Genomic DNA, 14,345 nt, shown 5'->3' with positions numbered 1-14,345 from the left:
TGGTCCGAAAGAACCGGCGACAAGCATCGCCGGCCCGCGGCGACGGGCGGCAAGGCCCGGGGTTTGACGTCCTCGCTATTGCTTGGCCGCCATCGTGTCCAGGCAATGGGTGAGATAGGCGGTGCGATCCCTCGGCAACACCTTTTCGAGATCCGCCTTCAGCGCGCATTCGCGCTGGCGGATCTGCTCCGCCCGCCGCTTCTCCGCCGCTTCGCGATATTCGGGAGCAACCTTGCTGGGATCGACCAGCGGCTGCGCTCGGACGGGGGCGACGGCGAGGAGTGCAATCGCAGCGGTGAAAATGATCGGTTTCAAATGAGCCTCCGTAAAAAGGCGCAGCCTAGCGTGCCGCCTGGCGCCGCTCAAACGGCAAATGCGGCATGCGCTTCTGGCGAGGTCAGGTCAGCGGGCCTCGAACGTGACCCTTGTCACGCTCCGTGCGCAGCTCTCCATCGCCCAGCTGTGATGCCGCGCGAGATTGCGGCAGGATCGTTGGTGGGTGTCGGCCGGCGCTGGTGCTGAGCCACGGCCGGTCGTCGACAGGCGAAACTCAGTGAAGCGTGTGAACCAGTTCACACGCGATCTGCGCGGCTGCTGCTATCAAGACCGCATTGCTTGACCGATTTATATTTTGGAAACACCCCAGCGCACCCTACCAGGCGCTGGGGTTTTCATTTTGAGTGGCAGTACGCTGAGCGCGCCGCGTGCGGTCCGCGCGGCGGGCGCTTTCCGGATAACGAAGGCGAGGGCGGCTAGGCGGCCTGCTCCTCGAACGAGGTGTAGACCCGGCCGGCGGGGTCGACGATCCGGACATCCCAGCAGCCGTCTTCAACCAGCTCCCTGGCCTTCTTGAGGGCGGCCTCGAGCGAAGCCCGCTTGAGGCTGACGATTCCGGCCGTGTCGAAACCGCTGATTTCAAACATGCCGTTCCTCCCTGTTTTCCCGAATCCTACACCTTTCCTGCGCGTTGTCTTGCGGCTTTTGTGACTTGACCACGACAGGCGGGATCGCATCCGCCGCATGGAACCCGTATTCAGCCGGGGTGGAAGGGGGCGCCGGGCGACCACGCCGCTAACGTGGCATTAAGCCAAAAAGCCCACAATTTTAGGCAGTTGTGTAAGTGGGTGCCGCGTACAGGAGCCGTCGTGAAGACGCTCCGGCATCGGCCTCCTTTTGCTCGCTCAATGGAGGTCCATGCAGATGACCACGACATCCCAGGCAGAAGGCCTCGTCGAGCAGCTCGACCCCGCGGCCCTCGCGCTCGCTGCCGCTGCCATCGAACCCGAAACGCCGGAAGCCGAAGTGCCGGTGACGCGGTCCAGCAGAAAATCGGTCCTGGCGCTGGCGGTGTGCGCCCTGGCCATCAATGGCGCGGCGGCGGTCTATACGCTGCCGAATGATCTTGCGTTGCCGGATATCAGCCGCCTGGCCGAACTGCTTCCGCACCGGGAGCCCTCCGCGCCAAAGCCGGATCCCGTTCTCGCGGCCTTGAAGGAGATTCAGTCGGCCCAGCAGCAGCACACCGCGTCGTTGCAGGAGAACACCAACGCCCTGCAGCAGAAGGCGGCTTTGCAGCAGCAGGATTCAATGGTGCTGCTGTCGCTGCGCCAAAGCATCACGGACGAGCGCTTCGATGTGAAGAAGATCTCTTCGCAGCTCTCCACGCTCATCGCGAAGGTCGATACGCTGCAAGGCACTGTGATGTCGGACGTCACGTCCTCCATCCGCAAGGCGCACGCCCGCTATGGATTCTCCGCCGCGATGCGCAAACGGATGGAGCGGCAGTCGAAGTCGGTCGGGCCGGTCTCGGTCGGGGGCGCACCGCTGAGTGCGCCGGCGACGGTGGCAGCGCCCGAGAGTTAGGAATCGGGCGGGCCTCTTTCCAGAGTTCGCTAGTTGGCGGTGCTGCCGCTCTTGGTGCCGCTCTTGATGTCGCTCTTGGCCTTGGATGAATGCTTCACCGCGGGCTTTGCCGGCTTCGTCGACGCTGCATCGCCGCGGGCAGCTCCCCACGGATCGACCGCCTTCTGGTCGGGAACATTGTTGAGGGAGCGTTGATAGGCGCGCTCAGCCCGCTTGTCGTCCGCCTTCTGCGACTCCGTCTTTTCCTTGGGCGCTTCGCCATACATGGGAACATGGTCCTGCGCGAATGCGGGCGCAGCGACCAGGGCAAACATGGCGGCGAGGGCGATCTTGCGCATGGGGAGACTCCGGATTTTGCAACGAGCATAGCATCGCGAAGATTGCGGCATCAATTCAGACCGCGAGCCAGGGCAGACTCTTCACTGGATCCTATGGAAGCGCATCTCACATCGGCGCTGGGCTAGACGCCTGCCGTCTCGGGGAAGACCGCCTCGATCTTGGATTTCAGCGTGGCGGCGTTGAACGGCTTGACGATATAGTTGTTCACGCCCGCCTTCTTGGCGGCAATGACGTTCTCGGTCTTCGATTCCGCCGTGATCATGATGAACGGCGTGGTGGCGAGATTGGTGTCGGCGCGGACCTCCCGCAGCAGGTCGTAGCCGGTCATCGGCTCCATGTTCCAGTCCGAGATGACCAGCCCGTATTTCTTGGCGCGCATCTTGTCGAGTGCGGCCGATCCATCGCTGGCGTCGTCGACATTCTCGAAGCCGAGCTGCTTGAGCAGATTTCGGATGATGCGGATCATGGTGCTGTAGTCGTCCACCACCAAGACAGGCATCGACAGATCAACCGCCATCTTGCTTTCCTACGCAACGAAAACGCACATTCGGGACAGATTATTTAGGCCCCCGTGGGTCCGCTCCGAGGACTAGCATCGGCCCTTAAACAGGACGTTAACCGCAAGCCGCCATAGCTTTCTGGCACACAAAGGGACGTCGGGGATTTCTGATGATTACGCCGCAAGAAGAGAGGGTGCTGAAAACGCATTTGGTCGAGATGTTCGGCCACATCAGCAGCATGCGGCGGGAATTCGCCGCTCTTCAAGGCAACAGCAAAGGCAGTTTCGCGACGATGACAGACACCCTCGACGCGATCGTCGAGAATACGGAGGCAGCCGGGAACGCGATCCTCGAAAGCATGGAGGCGATCGGTGTCAGCGTCGCGAAGTTGCAGGGCGTCGACGAGCCGATTGTCGCAGCGGTCTGCGGCGAGATCGTCGACAGCACGAACAACGTGTTCGAAGCCTGCGCGTTTCAGGACCTCACAGGGCAGCGGATCACGCGCGTGGTCAAGTCGCTGCAGTTCATGGAGGACCACATCAACAGGCTGGTCCGGATGTGGGGTAAGGAGGAGCTGGCGCGGATGGCCGCCGAGCTTGCTGTTCCAAGCGAACCGAACCTGATGGAGGGCCCGAAACGGCCGGGCGTGGCGATTTCCCAGGACGACATCGACAAGCTGTTCGCGTGAGCTGCGGCGTGCTTGGAGCTTCGGCACTGAAAGTCGGGCAATTGGTCTGTGGGACTTCGATCACCAGCATGCAATTTCTAGCTGATCGGAGTCGCGAGCTAGCTAGTACGTCCTTTTTGTTCGTCTTCGCTATTCGTACAGAAGCTTGACCCCGAAAATACGATCAGTGTTTGGTGAGTGCACTGGGGCTCGAACCCAAGTTACGGTGCAGTGCAGTTACGCCAGCCCGAGCCTCATCACATCCCACCAATTAAGTGCACTGTCACCGTATTACTGTCACCGTAATGCCAATGAAGCACTGCCGACGGTTTAGGCGGTGAAGGCGCCAGGGGCCGCCGGTTCACGCTGGGGCTTTTTCGATGGTCAAATCGAGTCCGCGATCGTATCGACCACGCACGATAGGGCTGCTGCCCGATCGCGGATCTTCGCCAGTTCACAGGTAGAGCGACTATTGCCTGTCTTGCTCCGCGTTGCTGTTGTCGCCTGATAGCCAGGCTGCACATAGCCCCGGACGTAAACACCTGCGTAGAGTGCGTGATTAAAATCGTTTCGATCTTCTGCAACCTGAGCAAGCTCCAGTTGCGCAGCTGAAAGGAGAGCAGCGGCCGATGGATCGTTTATCTTGCCTGTTATAGCCTTGACCCACTCATCGGCTTGAGGCGCTGCGGTAAGCTTCCGCAATTTCGCAGCTGCCACGGAATCTACGCGTTCGGCTGATTCGATTAGTAGGTCCTCGATCAGACCCATGATTTCGACCAACTCGCCGAGCAATACATGCTGCGCAGCCGTTAAGACCAATGGACGGGTGGGTTGGACAGCCATGACTGAAGTAGCCTTCGGAAAGGTGTTGCTTCCGGTTGCTGAAATTTTCGTAAACGTTTCGAGTGCCCAGACCTAAAGGTTGTTTATTATTTGTTCTCAGACCTTACGCGTGAGCCATCGCAAGGATGCGACCATGGATACCCTGTTTACGCTATTCCCGACGCCTGAGGCTTTGCTGGAACTGGCTCCCGATGAACTTGCTCCGATCCTGCTGCAGTTGGCAAAAGTGCGCCGGCAGTCAGGCAACATGTTCTGGCCTGACAGCGTGCCCCAAGTAACAGTCGGCACCGGCATGACCTCAGCCAACGAGTACGGCTACCCGTATCACACGAAGGCGCGGGTCGAGGCGTTGCTCAACGAGACATGGGCCTACCTCTCGCGCGAGGGGTACATCATGCCGGCTCCCGACACGAACGGCCGCAACGGTTGGATGGTACTGACTTCCGACGGCGAAAGCGTCGGCTCGAAGGAGGACTTCGACCGCATTCGGGCGGCGCGCGAATTCCCGAAGTCGTTACTTCACCCCTCGATCGCAAAGAAAGTGTACTCGGCGATGTTGCGCGGCGAACTCGACGAAGCTGTCTTCGCTGCGTTTAAGGCCGTCGAGGTCGCAGTGCGTGAGGCGGGAGGGTACCAGCCGGCAGACATTGGCGTCGCTCTAATGCAAAAGGCCTTCGATCCGAAAGCTGGACCCCTGACTGATCTGACACAGCCCGAGGGTGAACGCGAAGCGCTCGCGCATTTGTTCGCGGGAGCCATCGGCTCTTACAAGAACCCGCACTCGCATCGCACGATCAACCTGACTGATCATCGTGAAGCACAGGAGCAAGTTCTCCTTGCGACGCATCTCCTGCGCATCGTCGAGGCTCGCAAACCCTAATCGAGCACGCGATGTAAGACGGAACCTAATCTGACGAGACGCATCAATTTCGATTGGATGCTCTGCGGCGATCTGAAGGGCTTGCAGATCATGACGGATGTGCGCCGCGGCAGGTTAGGGGCGCGAAGCTCGACAGCCTTATCGACAAGTTCTCGCGGTAACCGGAGTCCGAACGCGAGGCCGTCCTGAAGGCAATCGAGGAGGTGGGCCCCATGAAGCGCGCGCTGAGCCCACAGGAAACGCGACCGGCAGCGGCTAATGACGCTCCGCCGGCGACTAAAGCGGCAACGAGCAGCAGCGCGCTGCTTCCGTCGCGCGCTACTTGCCCTGAGCCGAGGCCTTTCGGCGATCGAGGGCCGCTCTCATCTCTTCCAGGCGCGCCCGTTGAGATGGCGTTGGATCAGGCTCGTGCTCGATCTTTCGTATCTCTATATCGAGCTCGGCCAGGGTTAGGTGATCGAATTGCCTCATCAGAGATCCTTCGAGGGCCACTGAGTGGTCAATCTCACGTCAACCGAGCACGAGGTCGCCTGGCCGATTTCACCGGCCACCACTTCAAGCTCTGCAGCAGTGCGCTGAAAGTGATGGGGGGAAATGACATCAATGCGGATCCGATCATTCTCCTCCTTCAGGACAACAATGGATCCTAAATTTGCAAGGCGAGGCTTCAGCAGTTCATAAGCCTTCTTCTCGACGGCATTCAGAGAGGCCGGTTCAATGTTCATTAGGTAACTCCAGAGAGAGGTTGCGGATAGTCTGGTGGCTTGGAACGCACGCGAGCTACTGCGCCTCGTGGGTGCGGAGAGGTTAGTGCCCGATGGCTCTAACGCCAGCGGGCACTAAGGGTGCCAAGGACGAAAGTTAGGATAAGGCGCGTAGTGCCTCGTCGGAGGCACGTCCGACTGCTTTCAGCTGATCGGTAAACTCGTCCGGTCGGGGCGGAAAGCTTTCCAATTTCGGAAGCGTTAGCTTCGAACGCTCAGCCAACTCCGTTGTCACCCGCGCTACTTCAGAAAAAAGGCGCTCATCCTCATCTTCCAAAGGTCGCGGATCGTAGAGCCGTTCTCGAAGCCTCGAAATCAATGGCCTTAAGGTCGAATACGGCTGCGCGATCAATTCGGCGTGTGCCCTGATCGCCGCAACGTTCCGCTCAAACGTTGCTTCGATGAGCGAAAAGTATTCAACCAGGGGCGCACAGACCTTGTCAAAATTTTCAACCGCGAGCTGTGCTGCGGGATCATTTGGCTTCAGCCTTGTTTTCAGCGTACGCGAAGAGTCAGCGACGATTTCAACGAACTTTAGGGCGGTGCCCCATCCTCGATCGAAACTCACACGTGATTCATCGATTGCTGGCTCAATGCGCGCGATTTTCTCGAAAAGCGATTCGTACTGATCAGTGACTTCTGACAAAACGTTTCTGTAGGCAGCTTCTTGAATGCTTTTCCTCGAAAGCGCGCAGTCGCGTACAGCATAGAAGAGTTTGGCCAGTGAATTGGGCAGGGCATCCAGGTCCGCTGTGAATTGCTCAATGAAATCGGCTTGAGCACCGTCGGGAAGGGATCTCGCGACCAACTTGACGATCCACTTCGCGAGTGGGTCAAGCCAAGCGTACAACTCCATCAGCGCCAAGCCGATTACTACCGAGATCAGAATTTCCATGACGGGCTCCCAACTTCGACCTCGAGGGTGGCCAGCGCTTCCCGTGCTTTGTTGTAGCCGGTCGGCGTGAGCTGATAGATGCGCTTGCGTGGGCGCGCGAGGGTTTCCGGCGGCAACAACTCCCACGTGCTTGTGAGCCAGCCCGCGTTCTCGAAGCGGAGGAGGAGCGGGTAGACCGTTCCGGTAAAGAGCCCGAGTGTTTTCCAGATATCGGACCCGGCAAGTCCTTCGCGTGGCCCTTCAAGGAAAACCTTTAGGACGCGCAATGCTTGGTGGGAGAGCCTGGGGTCTTGACGCTGCCGTTTCACCATAGGCCCACTCCATTATTCTGTATATCTACATAGCCCTATATAGAGTAGCTAGTGAGCTCGGTCAACGGGCGAGGAAAGAGAGATCCGTCCAGCTCGCGTTCCGCGCCGATCAACCGTCTCTGGCTGTAAGGGCGGCTGCAAATCCGTCGCGACAAGAGGGTCGAGTAAAGAAAGCAGCCGATCACGAGCGGGATTAGTGCGAGCACGTGAAAGGGGTAGGCTGGTCCAAAGCTTAGTTGGCAGTCTTCGGGTCCCCGGCGGGTCCCCGTCGGTATAAGGGAGCCCGGAGGCTGATCGCCATTTACAAATTAGATCACATATTCAGGTGCGTACTGGTGAGCGCGCTGGGGCTCGAACCCAGGACCCCGTGATTAAAAGTCAGGAAACAGGGGTAACACACCCCAACACTGCGTCACGTGGTCAGTGACAAATTCCTCTATAAATGCTAGAGATAACGTGAAAGTTAGATGTTGATACCCCACAAGGGGTAACATCCTCTAACCGGCCCTTGATGTTACCCCATCAACTACCCCGAGGAAGTCATGGCCAAGCTCACCGACCAAGCAATCAGAAAGTTGAAGGCCGATCCCGACAAGCGGGTGGAGCGCCACATCGGCGACGGGCTGTACCTCGTGATCCAGCCGAGCGGCGCCAAGAGCTGGGCCTTCCGATACCGGATCGACGGCAAGAGCCGGAAGCTGACGCTGGGGACCTTTAATCCGGAAGCCGAGGGGCAGACAGAGGAGGCCACCAGCACCCTGCCGGCGCTGAGCCTCGCGGAGGCCAAGGACCGGGCCAGCACGGCGGCTGTGAAGGTGCAGCGGGGAACCGACCCGGTAACCGAGAAGAAGCGCAAGGAGGCAAAGGCCAATAAGACCGTCTCCCATGTCCTTGATCAGTTCATCGAGCGCTATGCCAAGCCCAATCTCCGGAGTGCCGATCAGTATGAGAGCACTTTCGACCGCCTCGTGAAGCCGGACATCGGCGACTATAGCGTCTATGAGCTCAAGCGCTCTCACGTCGTGGAAATGCTCGACGACATCGAGGACGAGAGTGGGCCGGTTATGGCGGACAGGACCCTGGCCTATGTGCGGAAGGCCTTCAACTGGTACGCCTCGCGGGATGACGAGTTCAATTCCCCGATCGTCAAAGGCATGGCTCGGACCAAGACCAAGGATCGGGCAGGGAAGCGCGTTCTCTCTGACGAAGAGATCCGCGACGTATGGGCCGGGCTCGAGCAGGTCACCGAACCGACGTGCTATGCTCGATATGTCAAGTCGCTCTTGCTGACGGCCACCCGCAGGACGGAGTCGTCACGGATGCACTCGATCGAGATCGACGGCGACCTGTGGACTATCCCGGGCGAGCGCTACAAGACCAAGCTGGACCATGTCGTGCCCCTGACGGCTGCCGCGAAGGCGCTGATTGGCGAGAAGCCCAAGGGCGTCACCGGCAATTCCTGGTTCGTTTTCTCAACCACGGACGGCGCCAAGCCCTTCAGCGGGTTCAGCAAGGCCAAGCGTGACCTGGACGCCGCAATCGCCAAGATCCGGAAGGCAGACGGCCGCGAGCCGATGCCGAGCTGGCGGCTGCATGACCTGCGCCGCACGGCTCGGTCGCTGATGAGCCGGGCGAGGGTGCCAACCGATCACGCCGAGCGGGCTCTGGGACACGTCATAGGCGGCGTCAGGGAGACATACGACCGCTATGAATACCTCGACGAGAAGCGGCAGGCCTTTGAAGCGCTGGCTGGGCTGGTCGAGCTCATCCTCAACCCGCCGGCTTCCAATGTCGTGGCGATGAGAGGCTAGCCATGGCGGAGGAGCGGATCGATTGGTTCAGAGGCAAACCGCGCGATGCGATCAAGGCATATCTTCCTTGGCGGGCCGCCGTCGAAGCAGCAGATGCCGGGGACAAGGCGCCATTAATCGATCTTTTGCGATCTGAGAGTGTTCCGGGTCCCGAAGCTCGAGAGTTGATTGCGGACCTTCTCGATCGGTACAATTTGCGTCGACCTAAAAGCCGGCCACGCACACCAGCGTACCGAATGACAGCAGCCGAGGCCGACTGGAACGATTCCCTCAAGTTGTACCGCTATCACCGCCGCAAGGGCTTAGGGCTGGAGGAAGCATTGGCCGAGGTGGCGAAGGAAAAATCCCTCGGTCTTGCACACAGAAAAGCATTGCGGAGCAAGATCCGTGGAGGTGATGGAGGCACACGCCGGAAGAGGGGGAAAGGGGAATCCCGCGCTAAGTAGCGGGATTTCAACCATGGCGACCGCCAGATAGAAATCGCCCAAATACATCGCGTGCTCTAACGAAAGGACACGCGATATGCAGACCCTTCAAGTTGACCCGCCGCCATCGGCGGCCCCCATCTTCTCTCCCAGCAAGCTCTACCTCAGCGCCGCGCAGGTTCGCCAGCGTTATGGCAACATTAGCGACATGACGCTCTGGCGCTGGTTGAAGAACAACAGCTTCCCTGCCCCCAGGAAGATCAACGGACGTCGTTACTGGGACGCCGCGGATCTCGATGCATGGGATGCGGGGAGGGCGGGCTGAATGCTGGCGGAAATGGAAAGCCCCGCGTCGCAACCGCGGGGCGTTCCGGAAGTCTCTCTCGCGGCTGGCAAGATCGACCCGGAATTTACCTCGCTCCTAGCTCAACTTCAAGCGTCTCGTTTGCAGCGCCTGCATGCGCTCACCTATGCCACGGCGATCACGGTTGCTCGGCTTGCCTATGGGGTGGCGCGATGAAATCCATGATGGAGTTTGCGCTCGACTATGCGCAGCGCGGGTGGCACGTCTTCCCGTGCAAGCAGGGCAACAAGGCGCCGCTGGTCGGCCGCGACAAGGACGCCAACGGCAAGTACATCCCCGGCACCGGGGGCGTGAAGAAGGCAACGGTTGACCCGGAACAGATCAAGGCGTGGTGGAGCACCTGGCCAACGGCGATGATCGGCGTTGCCTGCGGCCCGGCCTCCGCGATCTGGGCCATCGATCCCGATGCGCCAAAGAGCCCGGGGGATCCAGACGGCCGAGCTAACTGGGCGGCGCTGAAACTGAAGCATGGCTGCCCACCGACACATACTCACGTCACCCCAGGCGGGGGCCAGCATCTGATCTTCAGATGGCGTGCCGATCGACCCCTGACGAACAGCGAGGGCAATATCACCGGCACCGGCATCAATGTGCGTGGTGCCGGCGGATACGTCATCGCGCCGCCCTCGAGGCGGCTCGACGGCAAGGCGTATGAGATCTCTGAGCCGTTGGACTTCTTCAACTTCGCTGACGCTCCAGACTGGCTCTATGCGATGTTGCGGCCAAAGCCGCGCGAGCAGGTGTCAAACGGTTTGACACTGTCAGCCTATCGATCCTCTGCACACCCGATCGCGCGCATCCAGGGCATCCTCAACCGGGTTGCGACAACGACGGAGGGTGATCGCAACAAGGTCCTATTTTGGGGCGCCATGCGCGTCGTAGAGATGGTTGTTGAAAAAGAGGTGCCCTCTACCGAGGGGGATCGTGCCTTCGCAGCCCTGTTCGATGCTGCCCTTCACGCCGGACTCTCTGATCGCGAGATTGTCCGAACCCTCCAGAGTGCGAGGGCCCGTGCATGACGGTGAGGTGGGACAAGTTCGAGGCTGAAACGCCTGAGGAGCCGCTGGAGCCGCTCAACTTCATTGATATGTCCCTCTGGGACATCACACCGGTCCCGCCGCGGCAATGGGCCGTGCGCGACCGTGTGCCGGCGCACCAGGTGACGTTGCTCAGCGGCGAAGGCGGTAGCGGCAAGTCCATCATTGAGCTTCAGTTGGCCTGTGCCCACGTCTTGGAGCGCGATTGGTTTGGCTCTCTGCCGGAGCCCGGGCCGGTCATCTACCAGGGCTGCGAGGACACCAGAGACGAACTGCACCGGCGCGTCGCCAGCATCTGCCAGCACTACGGCGCCACGTTCGCAGAACTGACCAAGGGCGGCCTGCACATGTTCTCCTGTGTCGAAGGAGACGGCCTGCTAGGCGTGCCCGATCGCGCTGGCCAGATCGAGCCCACGCGCATGTACAAGCGGCTTCTGGAAGCCGCCAACGACATTAGGCCGAAGCACATCGGGATCGACACCTCCGCCGACGTATTCGGTGGCAATGAGATCGATCGCGGGCAAGTCAGGCAGTTTGTGAGCCTGCTACGGAAGCTCGCCATTGCCGCTAACGGATCGGTGGTGCTGCTGAGCCACCCGAGCCTCACTGGGATCAACTCGGGCACCGGGCTTTCCGGCTCAACGGCCTGGCACAACTCAGTGCGGTCCCGGATCTACCTGACCTCTGATGGTGACCTGCGCACGATCGAGTTCAAGAAGAACCAGTACGGCCCGCTCGGTGAGAGGGTTGTTGTTCGATACGAGGATGGGGTGTTCGTGCCTGATGGTGGTAAGACTGACGTTGAACTCGCGCTGATCCACAAGCTGGCCGATGACATGTTCCTCGACCTGCTCGATCTGACAGCTAAGCAACTCCGGTTCTTTGGCGCGCAGAAGGGCACTAACTATGCGCCAGCACAGTTCGCCAAGCTCCCTCAAGCCAAGGGCTACACGCCGAAAGCTCTCGCTGATGCCATGGAGCGTTTGCTAGCCGCTGAGAAGATCCGGCTAGTCGATAACCCCACGAAGAAAGCCAGCAAGGCCACGCTGGTGCTGCTCCGTGCGTAGTTCGACCATCCGACCGACCATCGTCCGACCTGCGGGCAAGCTGGGTCGACCATGGGGGCCCGCTCTCTCCCCCATACCCCCAGGGCTGGTCGCCCCCTGGTCGGCCCTCCCTTTGGGTCGGGCCTCGGGGCTGGAAGGTGTGCTGGCGCTGCAAAGTTCTCGTCTGTTCGCGGCGCCGAGAAAATCCCGAAATTGCTGGCGAGGGAACACGACGCATGGTCGCCTCGGCTACCACTGACGATCAACCTCTCGACCTGAGAGCTTGATGGCGTGCGACATGTTGACTCACCCGTTAGTCAGCGTGACCCCGTGATATATGATCATAGGAATTAGCTGCCTCCAAGGCGTTGCATCCTACTGCGAAAGCTATCATTTTGCCTGAAATGATTTGCGTCTACCCAGCGATGGGTAGCGATAGGGGTAACATAATGGTTGAGCCCAACGAATTTGCCGACCAGCGAGGCCGTCCGGTGTCCATCCGCGTGCCTGAGGAGCTCGCTCGTCAGATTGAGGCCTGCGCCGCTCGCGAACTCATCAGCGTTGCCGCGTTCTGTCGGCGCGCCGTCGCGCGTGATGTCGCCTCGCAGCAGCGAGCGGGGAACGGCGCTTGATGACCCCCAAGCAACAAGCCTTCGTCACCGAGTACCTGAAGGACCGCAACGGCGCGCAGGCTGCGACGAGGGCCGGCTACAGTGCGAAGACCGCCAACGTGAAGGCCGCGGCTCTCATGCGCCTTCCGGAGGTCAAGGAAGCGATCGGCATCGCAACTGCGGAGGTGGCCGAGGCCAGCAAGATCACGCTCGCATCGTGCTTCGCTCGCCTCGAGACCGCGTACAACATCGCGCAGGCGAAGGGTAACGCAACCGCGATGGTCGGCGCGGTGACGGCGCTGGCAAAGCTTGCTGGCCTGTGGGTTGAGAAGACCGAGGACATCGCGGCTCGTGACGCCACTGAGGCTCAGCTTGCGGCGGCCGTCAGATCGAGCGAGGCCAAGAAGGCCGGCGAGCTGCTGGCCGATGCCGCCGAAAGCCTGGGCCTCTCGCGCACCGCGACGCCTGCCGAGATCGTCGGCGCCGTCAGCGAACGTGCTGTGGCCCCTCCTGCCGTGTTCGCCCTGATGCACGCCAAGGCAAAGGGGGACACGATCCAATGAGCGACGCTGTTCAATTCACGCTTGATCCAGACGTTGACGCAGCGCGTCGCATCGCATTCACGATCGTCAAGGCCGCGGCGGCTCTGGAAATTCCGCACCATCCCGATCTCAGCTTGGGGGCTCAGCTCGAGCATGTGCTGCAGGCTGCAATGGAGAGGCCGTGGGCCATCTCGCCTGAGATCTACGGAATGATTTTCACGCTAGCGGGGGCTCAGCAGCATGCATCCAACAGTTAAGCGCCTCTTCCGCGCGGCAGATCAGCCATACGCTGACGCCTTCGTCCGGCTCGCCAAGCAGCGCGGCGTTCCTGATCGTGAGGTTGAGAGTGCCCTCAGCTGGTACGCCCGCACGTTCGACGGCAAGGCCAAGCTGGAGGATGTCGGTCCCACCTGGGACTACGCCAGCAAGGGTTGGTCCCCGGAGCTGCAGCAGGTCGGTTACGACTGGTTCGCGGGCGTCCACAACAACGGCGGAGACCCTACTGCGGTGGCGCCTGCCTCGCGACCGGAATGCGACGCGGCCCGCGCCCGTCTCGCTGAAATCAGAGAATTGGCCCGCACTGATCCGCGCGCCTACGACGCCGACACAGCGATCCAAAGCGAGCAGCTCGCGCTGATCGAAGACCTATCCTCCAACCCATGAGAGAACGACAAGTGACGGACCAACATTTTCAGACCCTCGAGGCGGAGGTGACCGAACTGGAGGCCGAAGCCAAGGCGGACCCGAAGGGCTTCTACGGCAACCACGTCATCGGTTTCGGCGTCGGAAAGAAGCGGATTGATGCCCTGAAGCCTCGCCTGAAGGCGCTGCTTGATCGCGTGCACGGCCTGGACCGGGGCTGACCGCAATGGCTGATCTGGCGGAGAAACGCGAAGCCGCAATTGTCCGGCTGGGTGAGCTGCAGCGTAAGCGTGGCGGCACCCTTTTGGACAACGGCGAGGTGCCAGCAGCGCTGGCAAAGGAGATCGGCGCCGCTGAGCAGGAGCTGGCGGCGGTCGATGAAGCCTTGAGCGAACAGGCCCGGCGCGAGCGTGATGCTGCGATGGAAGCGGAGACCGGCCGTCGTGCTGCGCTCGTGGCAAGCCTGCGCGATCATGAGGCTGGCCGGCTCAATGCCATCGAGGCGGCAAACAAGGCCGCGCGGGAGATGGCTGAGGCGATGAGCGATGTGCTGGAGCACGGCAAGCATCAGCGCACCGCCATCAATGATCTCGGCGGAAAGGTCGCGCTGTCCCTTGAGCCCGTCATGGAGGCGAAGCGCCTCTCGGGCCTGCTCAGCATTGCTCTGGCTCGCGTCAGCGGCCGGCCTGATCAGTTCGGGGATCTCCGACTTCGGCTGCTGCCGTATGTCGACACCACCAAATCCTGGCGCGAGCTCGAAGAGGCCGAAGGCAAGCGCGCCCTTGAACCCTATCTGGAGAATTGA

At 60.8% G+C, this 14,345-nt stretch carries 22 protein-coding genes; 14 read left to right on the top strand and 8 right to left on the bottom strand.

Going from position 1 to position 14,345, the window contains the following annotated elements:
* Positions 1–75: 75 nt before the first annotated feature.
* Entirely contained in the window at positions 76–315 is a 240-nt protein-coding gene (locus tag HYH08_RS04240; RefSeq protein WP_220008501.1) for a hypothetical protein, read from the bottom strand.
* Between the two features lie 437 nt (positions 316–752).
* Positions 753–923 carry a hypothetical protein gene (locus HYH08_RS04235; RefSeq protein WP_220008500.1) on the bottom strand — a complete coding sequence of 57 codons (171 nt, stop codon included), beginning with the start codon at positions 921–923 and terminating at the stop codon, positions 753–755.
* A 271-nt stretch (positions 924–1,194) separates the two neighbouring features.
* Between HYH08_RS04235 and HYH08_RS04230 the strand changes: the two genes are divergently transcribed.
* Positions 1,195–1,863, top strand: coding sequence for a hypothetical protein (locus HYH08_RS04230; RefSeq protein WP_220008499.1), 669 nt, complete (start codon positions 1,195–1,197; stop codon positions 1,861–1,863).
* 29 nt (positions 1,864–1,892) lie between these two features.
* Here the strand turns inward: HYH08_RS04230 and HYH08_RS04225 are convergent, their stop codons facing one another.
* Positions 1,893–2,201: a hypothetical protein gene (locus HYH08_RS04225; RefSeq protein WP_220008498.1), complete on the bottom strand. Its 309-nt coding sequence runs from the start codon at positions 2,199–2,201 to the stop codon at positions 1,893–1,895.
* A gap of 122 nt (positions 2,202–2,323) precedes the next feature.
* Entirely contained in the window at positions 2,324–2,719 is a 396-nt protein-coding gene (locus HYH08_RS04220) for a response regulator (protein WP_220008497.1), read from the bottom strand.
* Between the two features lie 152 nt (positions 2,720–2,871).
* Between HYH08_RS04220 and HYH08_RS04215 the strand changes: the two genes are divergently transcribed.
* On the top strand, positions 2,872–3,390 hold the full coding sequence (locus HYH08_RS04215) for a protein phosphatase CheZ (protein ID WP_220008496.1): 519 nt from the start codon (positions 2,872–2,874) through the stop codon (positions 3,388–3,390).
* Positions 3,391–3,753: 363 nt separating this feature from the next.
* Here the strand turns inward: HYH08_RS04215 and HYH08_RS04210 are convergent, their stop codons facing one another.
* Positions 3,754–4,212, bottom strand: a complete 459-nt coding sequence (locus HYH08_RS04210; RefSeq protein ID WP_220008495.1) for a hypothetical protein — start codon at positions 4,210–4,212, stop codon at positions 3,754–3,756.
* Positions 4,213–4,345: 133 nt separating this feature from the next.
* Between HYH08_RS04210 and HYH08_RS04205 the strand changes: the two genes are divergently transcribed.
* Positions 4,346–5,092, top strand: coding sequence for a TIGR02391 family protein (locus HYH08_RS04205; RefSeq protein WP_220008494.1), 747 nt, complete (start codon positions 4,346–4,348; stop codon positions 5,090–5,092).
* A 470-nt stretch (positions 5,093–5,562) separates the two neighbouring features.
* Here the strand turns inward: HYH08_RS04205 and HYH08_RS04200 are convergent, their stop codons facing one another.
* The 3 genes from HYH08_RS04200 to HYH08_RS04190 all read right to left on the bottom strand — a co-directional run bounded on the left by HYH08_RS04200 (position 5,563) and on the right by HYH08_RS04190 (position 7,062).
* Entirely contained in the window at positions 5,563–5,817 is a 255-nt protein-coding gene (locus HYH08_RS04200; RefSeq protein WP_220008493.1) for a hypothetical protein, read from the bottom strand.
* 136 nt (positions 5,818–5,953) lie between these two features.
* Entirely contained in the window at positions 5,954–6,751 is a 798-nt protein-coding gene (locus HYH08_RS04195) for a hypothetical protein (RefSeq protein ID WP_220008492.1), read from the bottom strand.
* Positions 6,739–7,062, bottom strand: a complete 324-nt coding sequence (locus HYH08_RS04190; protein WP_220008491.1) for a PadR family transcriptional regulator — start codon at positions 7,060–7,062, stop codon at positions 6,739–6,741. Before HYH08_RS04190 ends, HYH08_RS04195 begins: the two co-directional genes overlap by 13 nt.
* A gap of 542 nt (positions 7,063–7,604) precedes the next feature.
* On the opposite strand from HYH08_RS04190, the gene HYH08_RS04185 reads away from it, so the two are divergent.
* The 11 genes from HYH08_RS04185 (at position 7,605) to HYH08_RS04135 (ending at position 14,345) form a co-directional block, all read left to right on the top strand.
* Positions 7,605–8,873 (top strand): tyrosine-type recombinase/integrase, encoded by a 1,269-nt coding sequence (locus tag HYH08_RS04185; RefSeq protein ID WP_220008490.1) that lies wholly within the window; start codon positions 7,605–7,607, stop codon positions 8,871–8,873.
* Positions 8,874–8,875: 2 nt separating this feature from the next.
* Positions 8,876–9,319, top strand: a complete 444-nt coding sequence (locus tag HYH08_RS04180) for a hypothetical protein (protein ID WP_220008489.1) — start codon at positions 8,876–8,878, stop codon at positions 9,317–9,319.
* A gap of 76 nt (positions 9,320–9,395) precedes the next feature.
* Positions 9,396–9,623 (top strand): helix-turn-helix transcriptional regulator, encoded by a 228-nt coding sequence (locus HYH08_RS04175; RefSeq protein WP_220008488.1) that lies wholly within the window; start codon positions 9,396–9,398, stop codon positions 9,621–9,623.
* Positions 9,624–9,818: a hypothetical protein gene (locus tag HYH08_RS04170; RefSeq protein ID WP_220008487.1), complete on the top strand. Its 195-nt coding sequence runs from the start codon at positions 9,624–9,626 to the stop codon at positions 9,816–9,818. It abuts the gene before it with no gap.
* Positions 9,815–10,681: a bifunctional DNA primase/polymerase gene (locus HYH08_RS04165; RefSeq protein ID WP_220008486.1), complete on the top strand. Its 867-nt coding sequence runs from the start codon at positions 9,815–9,817 to the stop codon at positions 10,679–10,681. Before HYH08_RS04170 ends, HYH08_RS04165 begins: the two co-directional genes overlap by 4 nt.
* On the top strand, positions 10,678–11,766 hold the full coding sequence (locus HYH08_RS04160) for an AAA family ATPase (protein ID WP_220008485.1): 1,089 nt from the start codon (positions 10,678–10,680) through the stop codon (positions 11,764–11,766). Before HYH08_RS04165 ends, HYH08_RS04160 begins: the two co-directional genes overlap by 4 nt.
* A gap of 610 nt (positions 11,767–12,376) precedes the next feature.
* Positions 12,377–12,919 carry a terminase small subunit gene (locus HYH08_RS04155; RefSeq protein ID WP_220008484.1) on the top strand — a complete coding sequence of 181 codons (543 nt, stop codon included), beginning with the start codon at positions 12,377–12,379 and terminating at the stop codon, positions 12,917–12,919.
* On the top strand, positions 12,916–13,155 hold the full coding sequence (locus tag HYH08_RS04150; RefSeq protein WP_220008483.1) for a hypothetical protein: 240 nt from the start codon (positions 12,916–12,918) through the stop codon (positions 13,153–13,155). The genes HYH08_RS04155 and HYH08_RS04150 overlap by 4 nt, the downstream gene beginning before the upstream one ends.
* On the top strand, positions 13,139–13,561 hold the full coding sequence (locus HYH08_RS04145) for a hypothetical protein (protein ID WP_220008482.1): 423 nt from the start codon (positions 13,139–13,141) through the stop codon (positions 13,559–13,561). The genes HYH08_RS04150 and HYH08_RS04145 overlap by 17 nt, the downstream gene beginning before the upstream one ends.
* Positions 13,562–13,608: 47 nt before the next feature.
* Complete coding sequence (locus HYH08_RS04140; RefSeq protein WP_220008481.1) at positions 13,609–13,761, top strand: hypothetical protein; 153 nt, start codon at positions 13,609–13,611, stop codon at positions 13,759–13,761.
* Positions 13,762–13,766: 5 nt separating this feature from the next.
* Positions 13,767–14,345 carry a hypothetical protein gene (locus tag HYH08_RS04135; RefSeq protein ID WP_220008480.1) on the top strand — a complete coding sequence of 193 codons (579 nt, stop codon included), beginning with the start codon at positions 13,767–13,769 and terminating at the stop codon, positions 14,343–14,345.

Source organism: Bradyrhizobium sp. BR 10289 (assembly GCF_019455385.1).
Lineage (GTDB): Bacteria > Pseudomonadota > Alphaproteobacteria > Rhizobiales > Xanthobacteraceae > Bradyrhizobium.
Note: the sequence above shows the minus strand (reverse complement) of the source record. Positions and strands in the feature narration are given on the sequence as shown.

What these genes read in the sequence shown, in the direction of transcription:
- HYH08_RS04235 (WP_220008500.1), bottom strand. Translation starts at nt 923, where the DNA reads ATGTTTGAAATCAGCGGTTTCGACACGGCCGGAATCGTCAGCCTCAAG.
- HYH08_RS04230 (WP_220008499.1), top strand. Translation starts at nt 1,195, where the DNA reads ATGCAGATGACCACGACATCCCAGGCAGAAGGCCTCGTCGAGCAGCTC.
- HYH08_RS04225 (WP_220008498.1), bottom strand. Translation starts at nt 2,201, where the DNA reads ATGCGCAAGATCGCCCTCGCCGCCATGTTTGCCCTGGTCGCTGCGCCC.
- HYH08_RS04220 (WP_220008497.1), bottom strand. Translation starts at nt 2,719, where the DNA reads ATGGCGGTTGATCTGTCGATGCCTGTCTTGGTGGTGGACGACTACAGC.
- HYH08_RS04215 (WP_220008496.1), top strand. Translation starts at nt 2,872, where the DNA reads ATGATTACGCCGCAAGAAGAGAGGGTGCTGAAAACGCATTTGGTCGAG.
- HYH08_RS04210 (WP_220008495.1), bottom strand. Translation starts at nt 4,212, where the DNA reads ATGGCTGTCCAACCCACCCGTCCATTGGTCTTAACGGCTGCGCAGCAT.
- HYH08_RS04205 (WP_220008494.1), top strand. Translation starts at nt 4,346, where the DNA reads ATGGATACCCTGTTTACGCTATTCCCGACGCCTGAGGCTTTGCTGGAA.
- HYH08_RS04200 (WP_220008493.1), bottom strand. Translation starts at nt 5,817, where the DNA reads ATGAACATTGAACCGGCCTCTCTGAATGCCGTCGAGAAGAAGGCTTAT.
- HYH08_RS04195 (WP_220008492.1), bottom strand. Translation starts at nt 6,751, where the DNA reads ATGGAAATTCTGATCTCGGTAGTAATCGGCTTGGCGCTGATGGAGTTG.
- HYH08_RS04190 (WP_220008491.1), bottom strand. Translation starts at nt 7,062, where the DNA reads ATGGTGAAACGGCAGCGTCAAGACCCCAGGCTCTCCCACCAAGCATTG.
- HYH08_RS04185 (WP_220008490.1), top strand. Translation starts at nt 7,605, where the DNA reads ATGGCCAAGCTCACCGACCAAGCAATCAGAAAGTTGAAGGCCGATCCC.
- HYH08_RS04180 (WP_220008489.1), top strand. Translation starts at nt 8,876, where the DNA reads ATGGCGGAGGAGCGGATCGATTGGTTCAGAGGCAAACCGCGCGATGCG.
- HYH08_RS04175 (WP_220008488.1), top strand. Translation starts at nt 9,396, where the DNA reads ATGCAGACCCTTCAAGTTGACCCGCCGCCATCGGCGGCCCCCATCTTC.
- HYH08_RS04170 (WP_220008487.1), top strand. Translation starts at nt 9,624, where the DNA reads ATGCTGGCGGAAATGGAAAGCCCCGCGTCGCAACCGCGGGGCGTTCCG.
- HYH08_RS04165 (WP_220008486.1), top strand. Translation starts at nt 9,815, where the DNA reads ATGAAATCCATGATGGAGTTTGCGCTCGACTATGCGCAGCGCGGGTGG.
- HYH08_RS04160 (WP_220008485.1), top strand. Translation starts at nt 10,678, where the DNA reads ATGACGGTGAGGTGGGACAAGTTCGAGGCTGAAACGCCTGAGGAGCCG.
- HYH08_RS04155 (WP_220008484.1), top strand. Translation starts at nt 12,377, where the DNA reads ATGACCCCCAAGCAACAAGCCTTCGTCACCGAGTACCTGAAGGACCGC.
- HYH08_RS04150 (WP_220008483.1), top strand. Translation starts at nt 12,916, where the DNA reads ATGAGCGACGCTGTTCAATTCACGCTTGATCCAGACGTTGACGCAGCG.
- HYH08_RS04145 (WP_220008482.1), top strand. Translation starts at nt 13,139, where the DNA reads ATGCATCCAACAGTTAAGCGCCTCTTCCGCGCGGCAGATCAGCCATAC.
- HYH08_RS04135 (WP_220008480.1), top strand. Translation starts at nt 13,767, where the DNA reads ATGGCTGATCTGGCGGAGAAACGCGAAGCCGCAATTGTCCGGCTGGGT.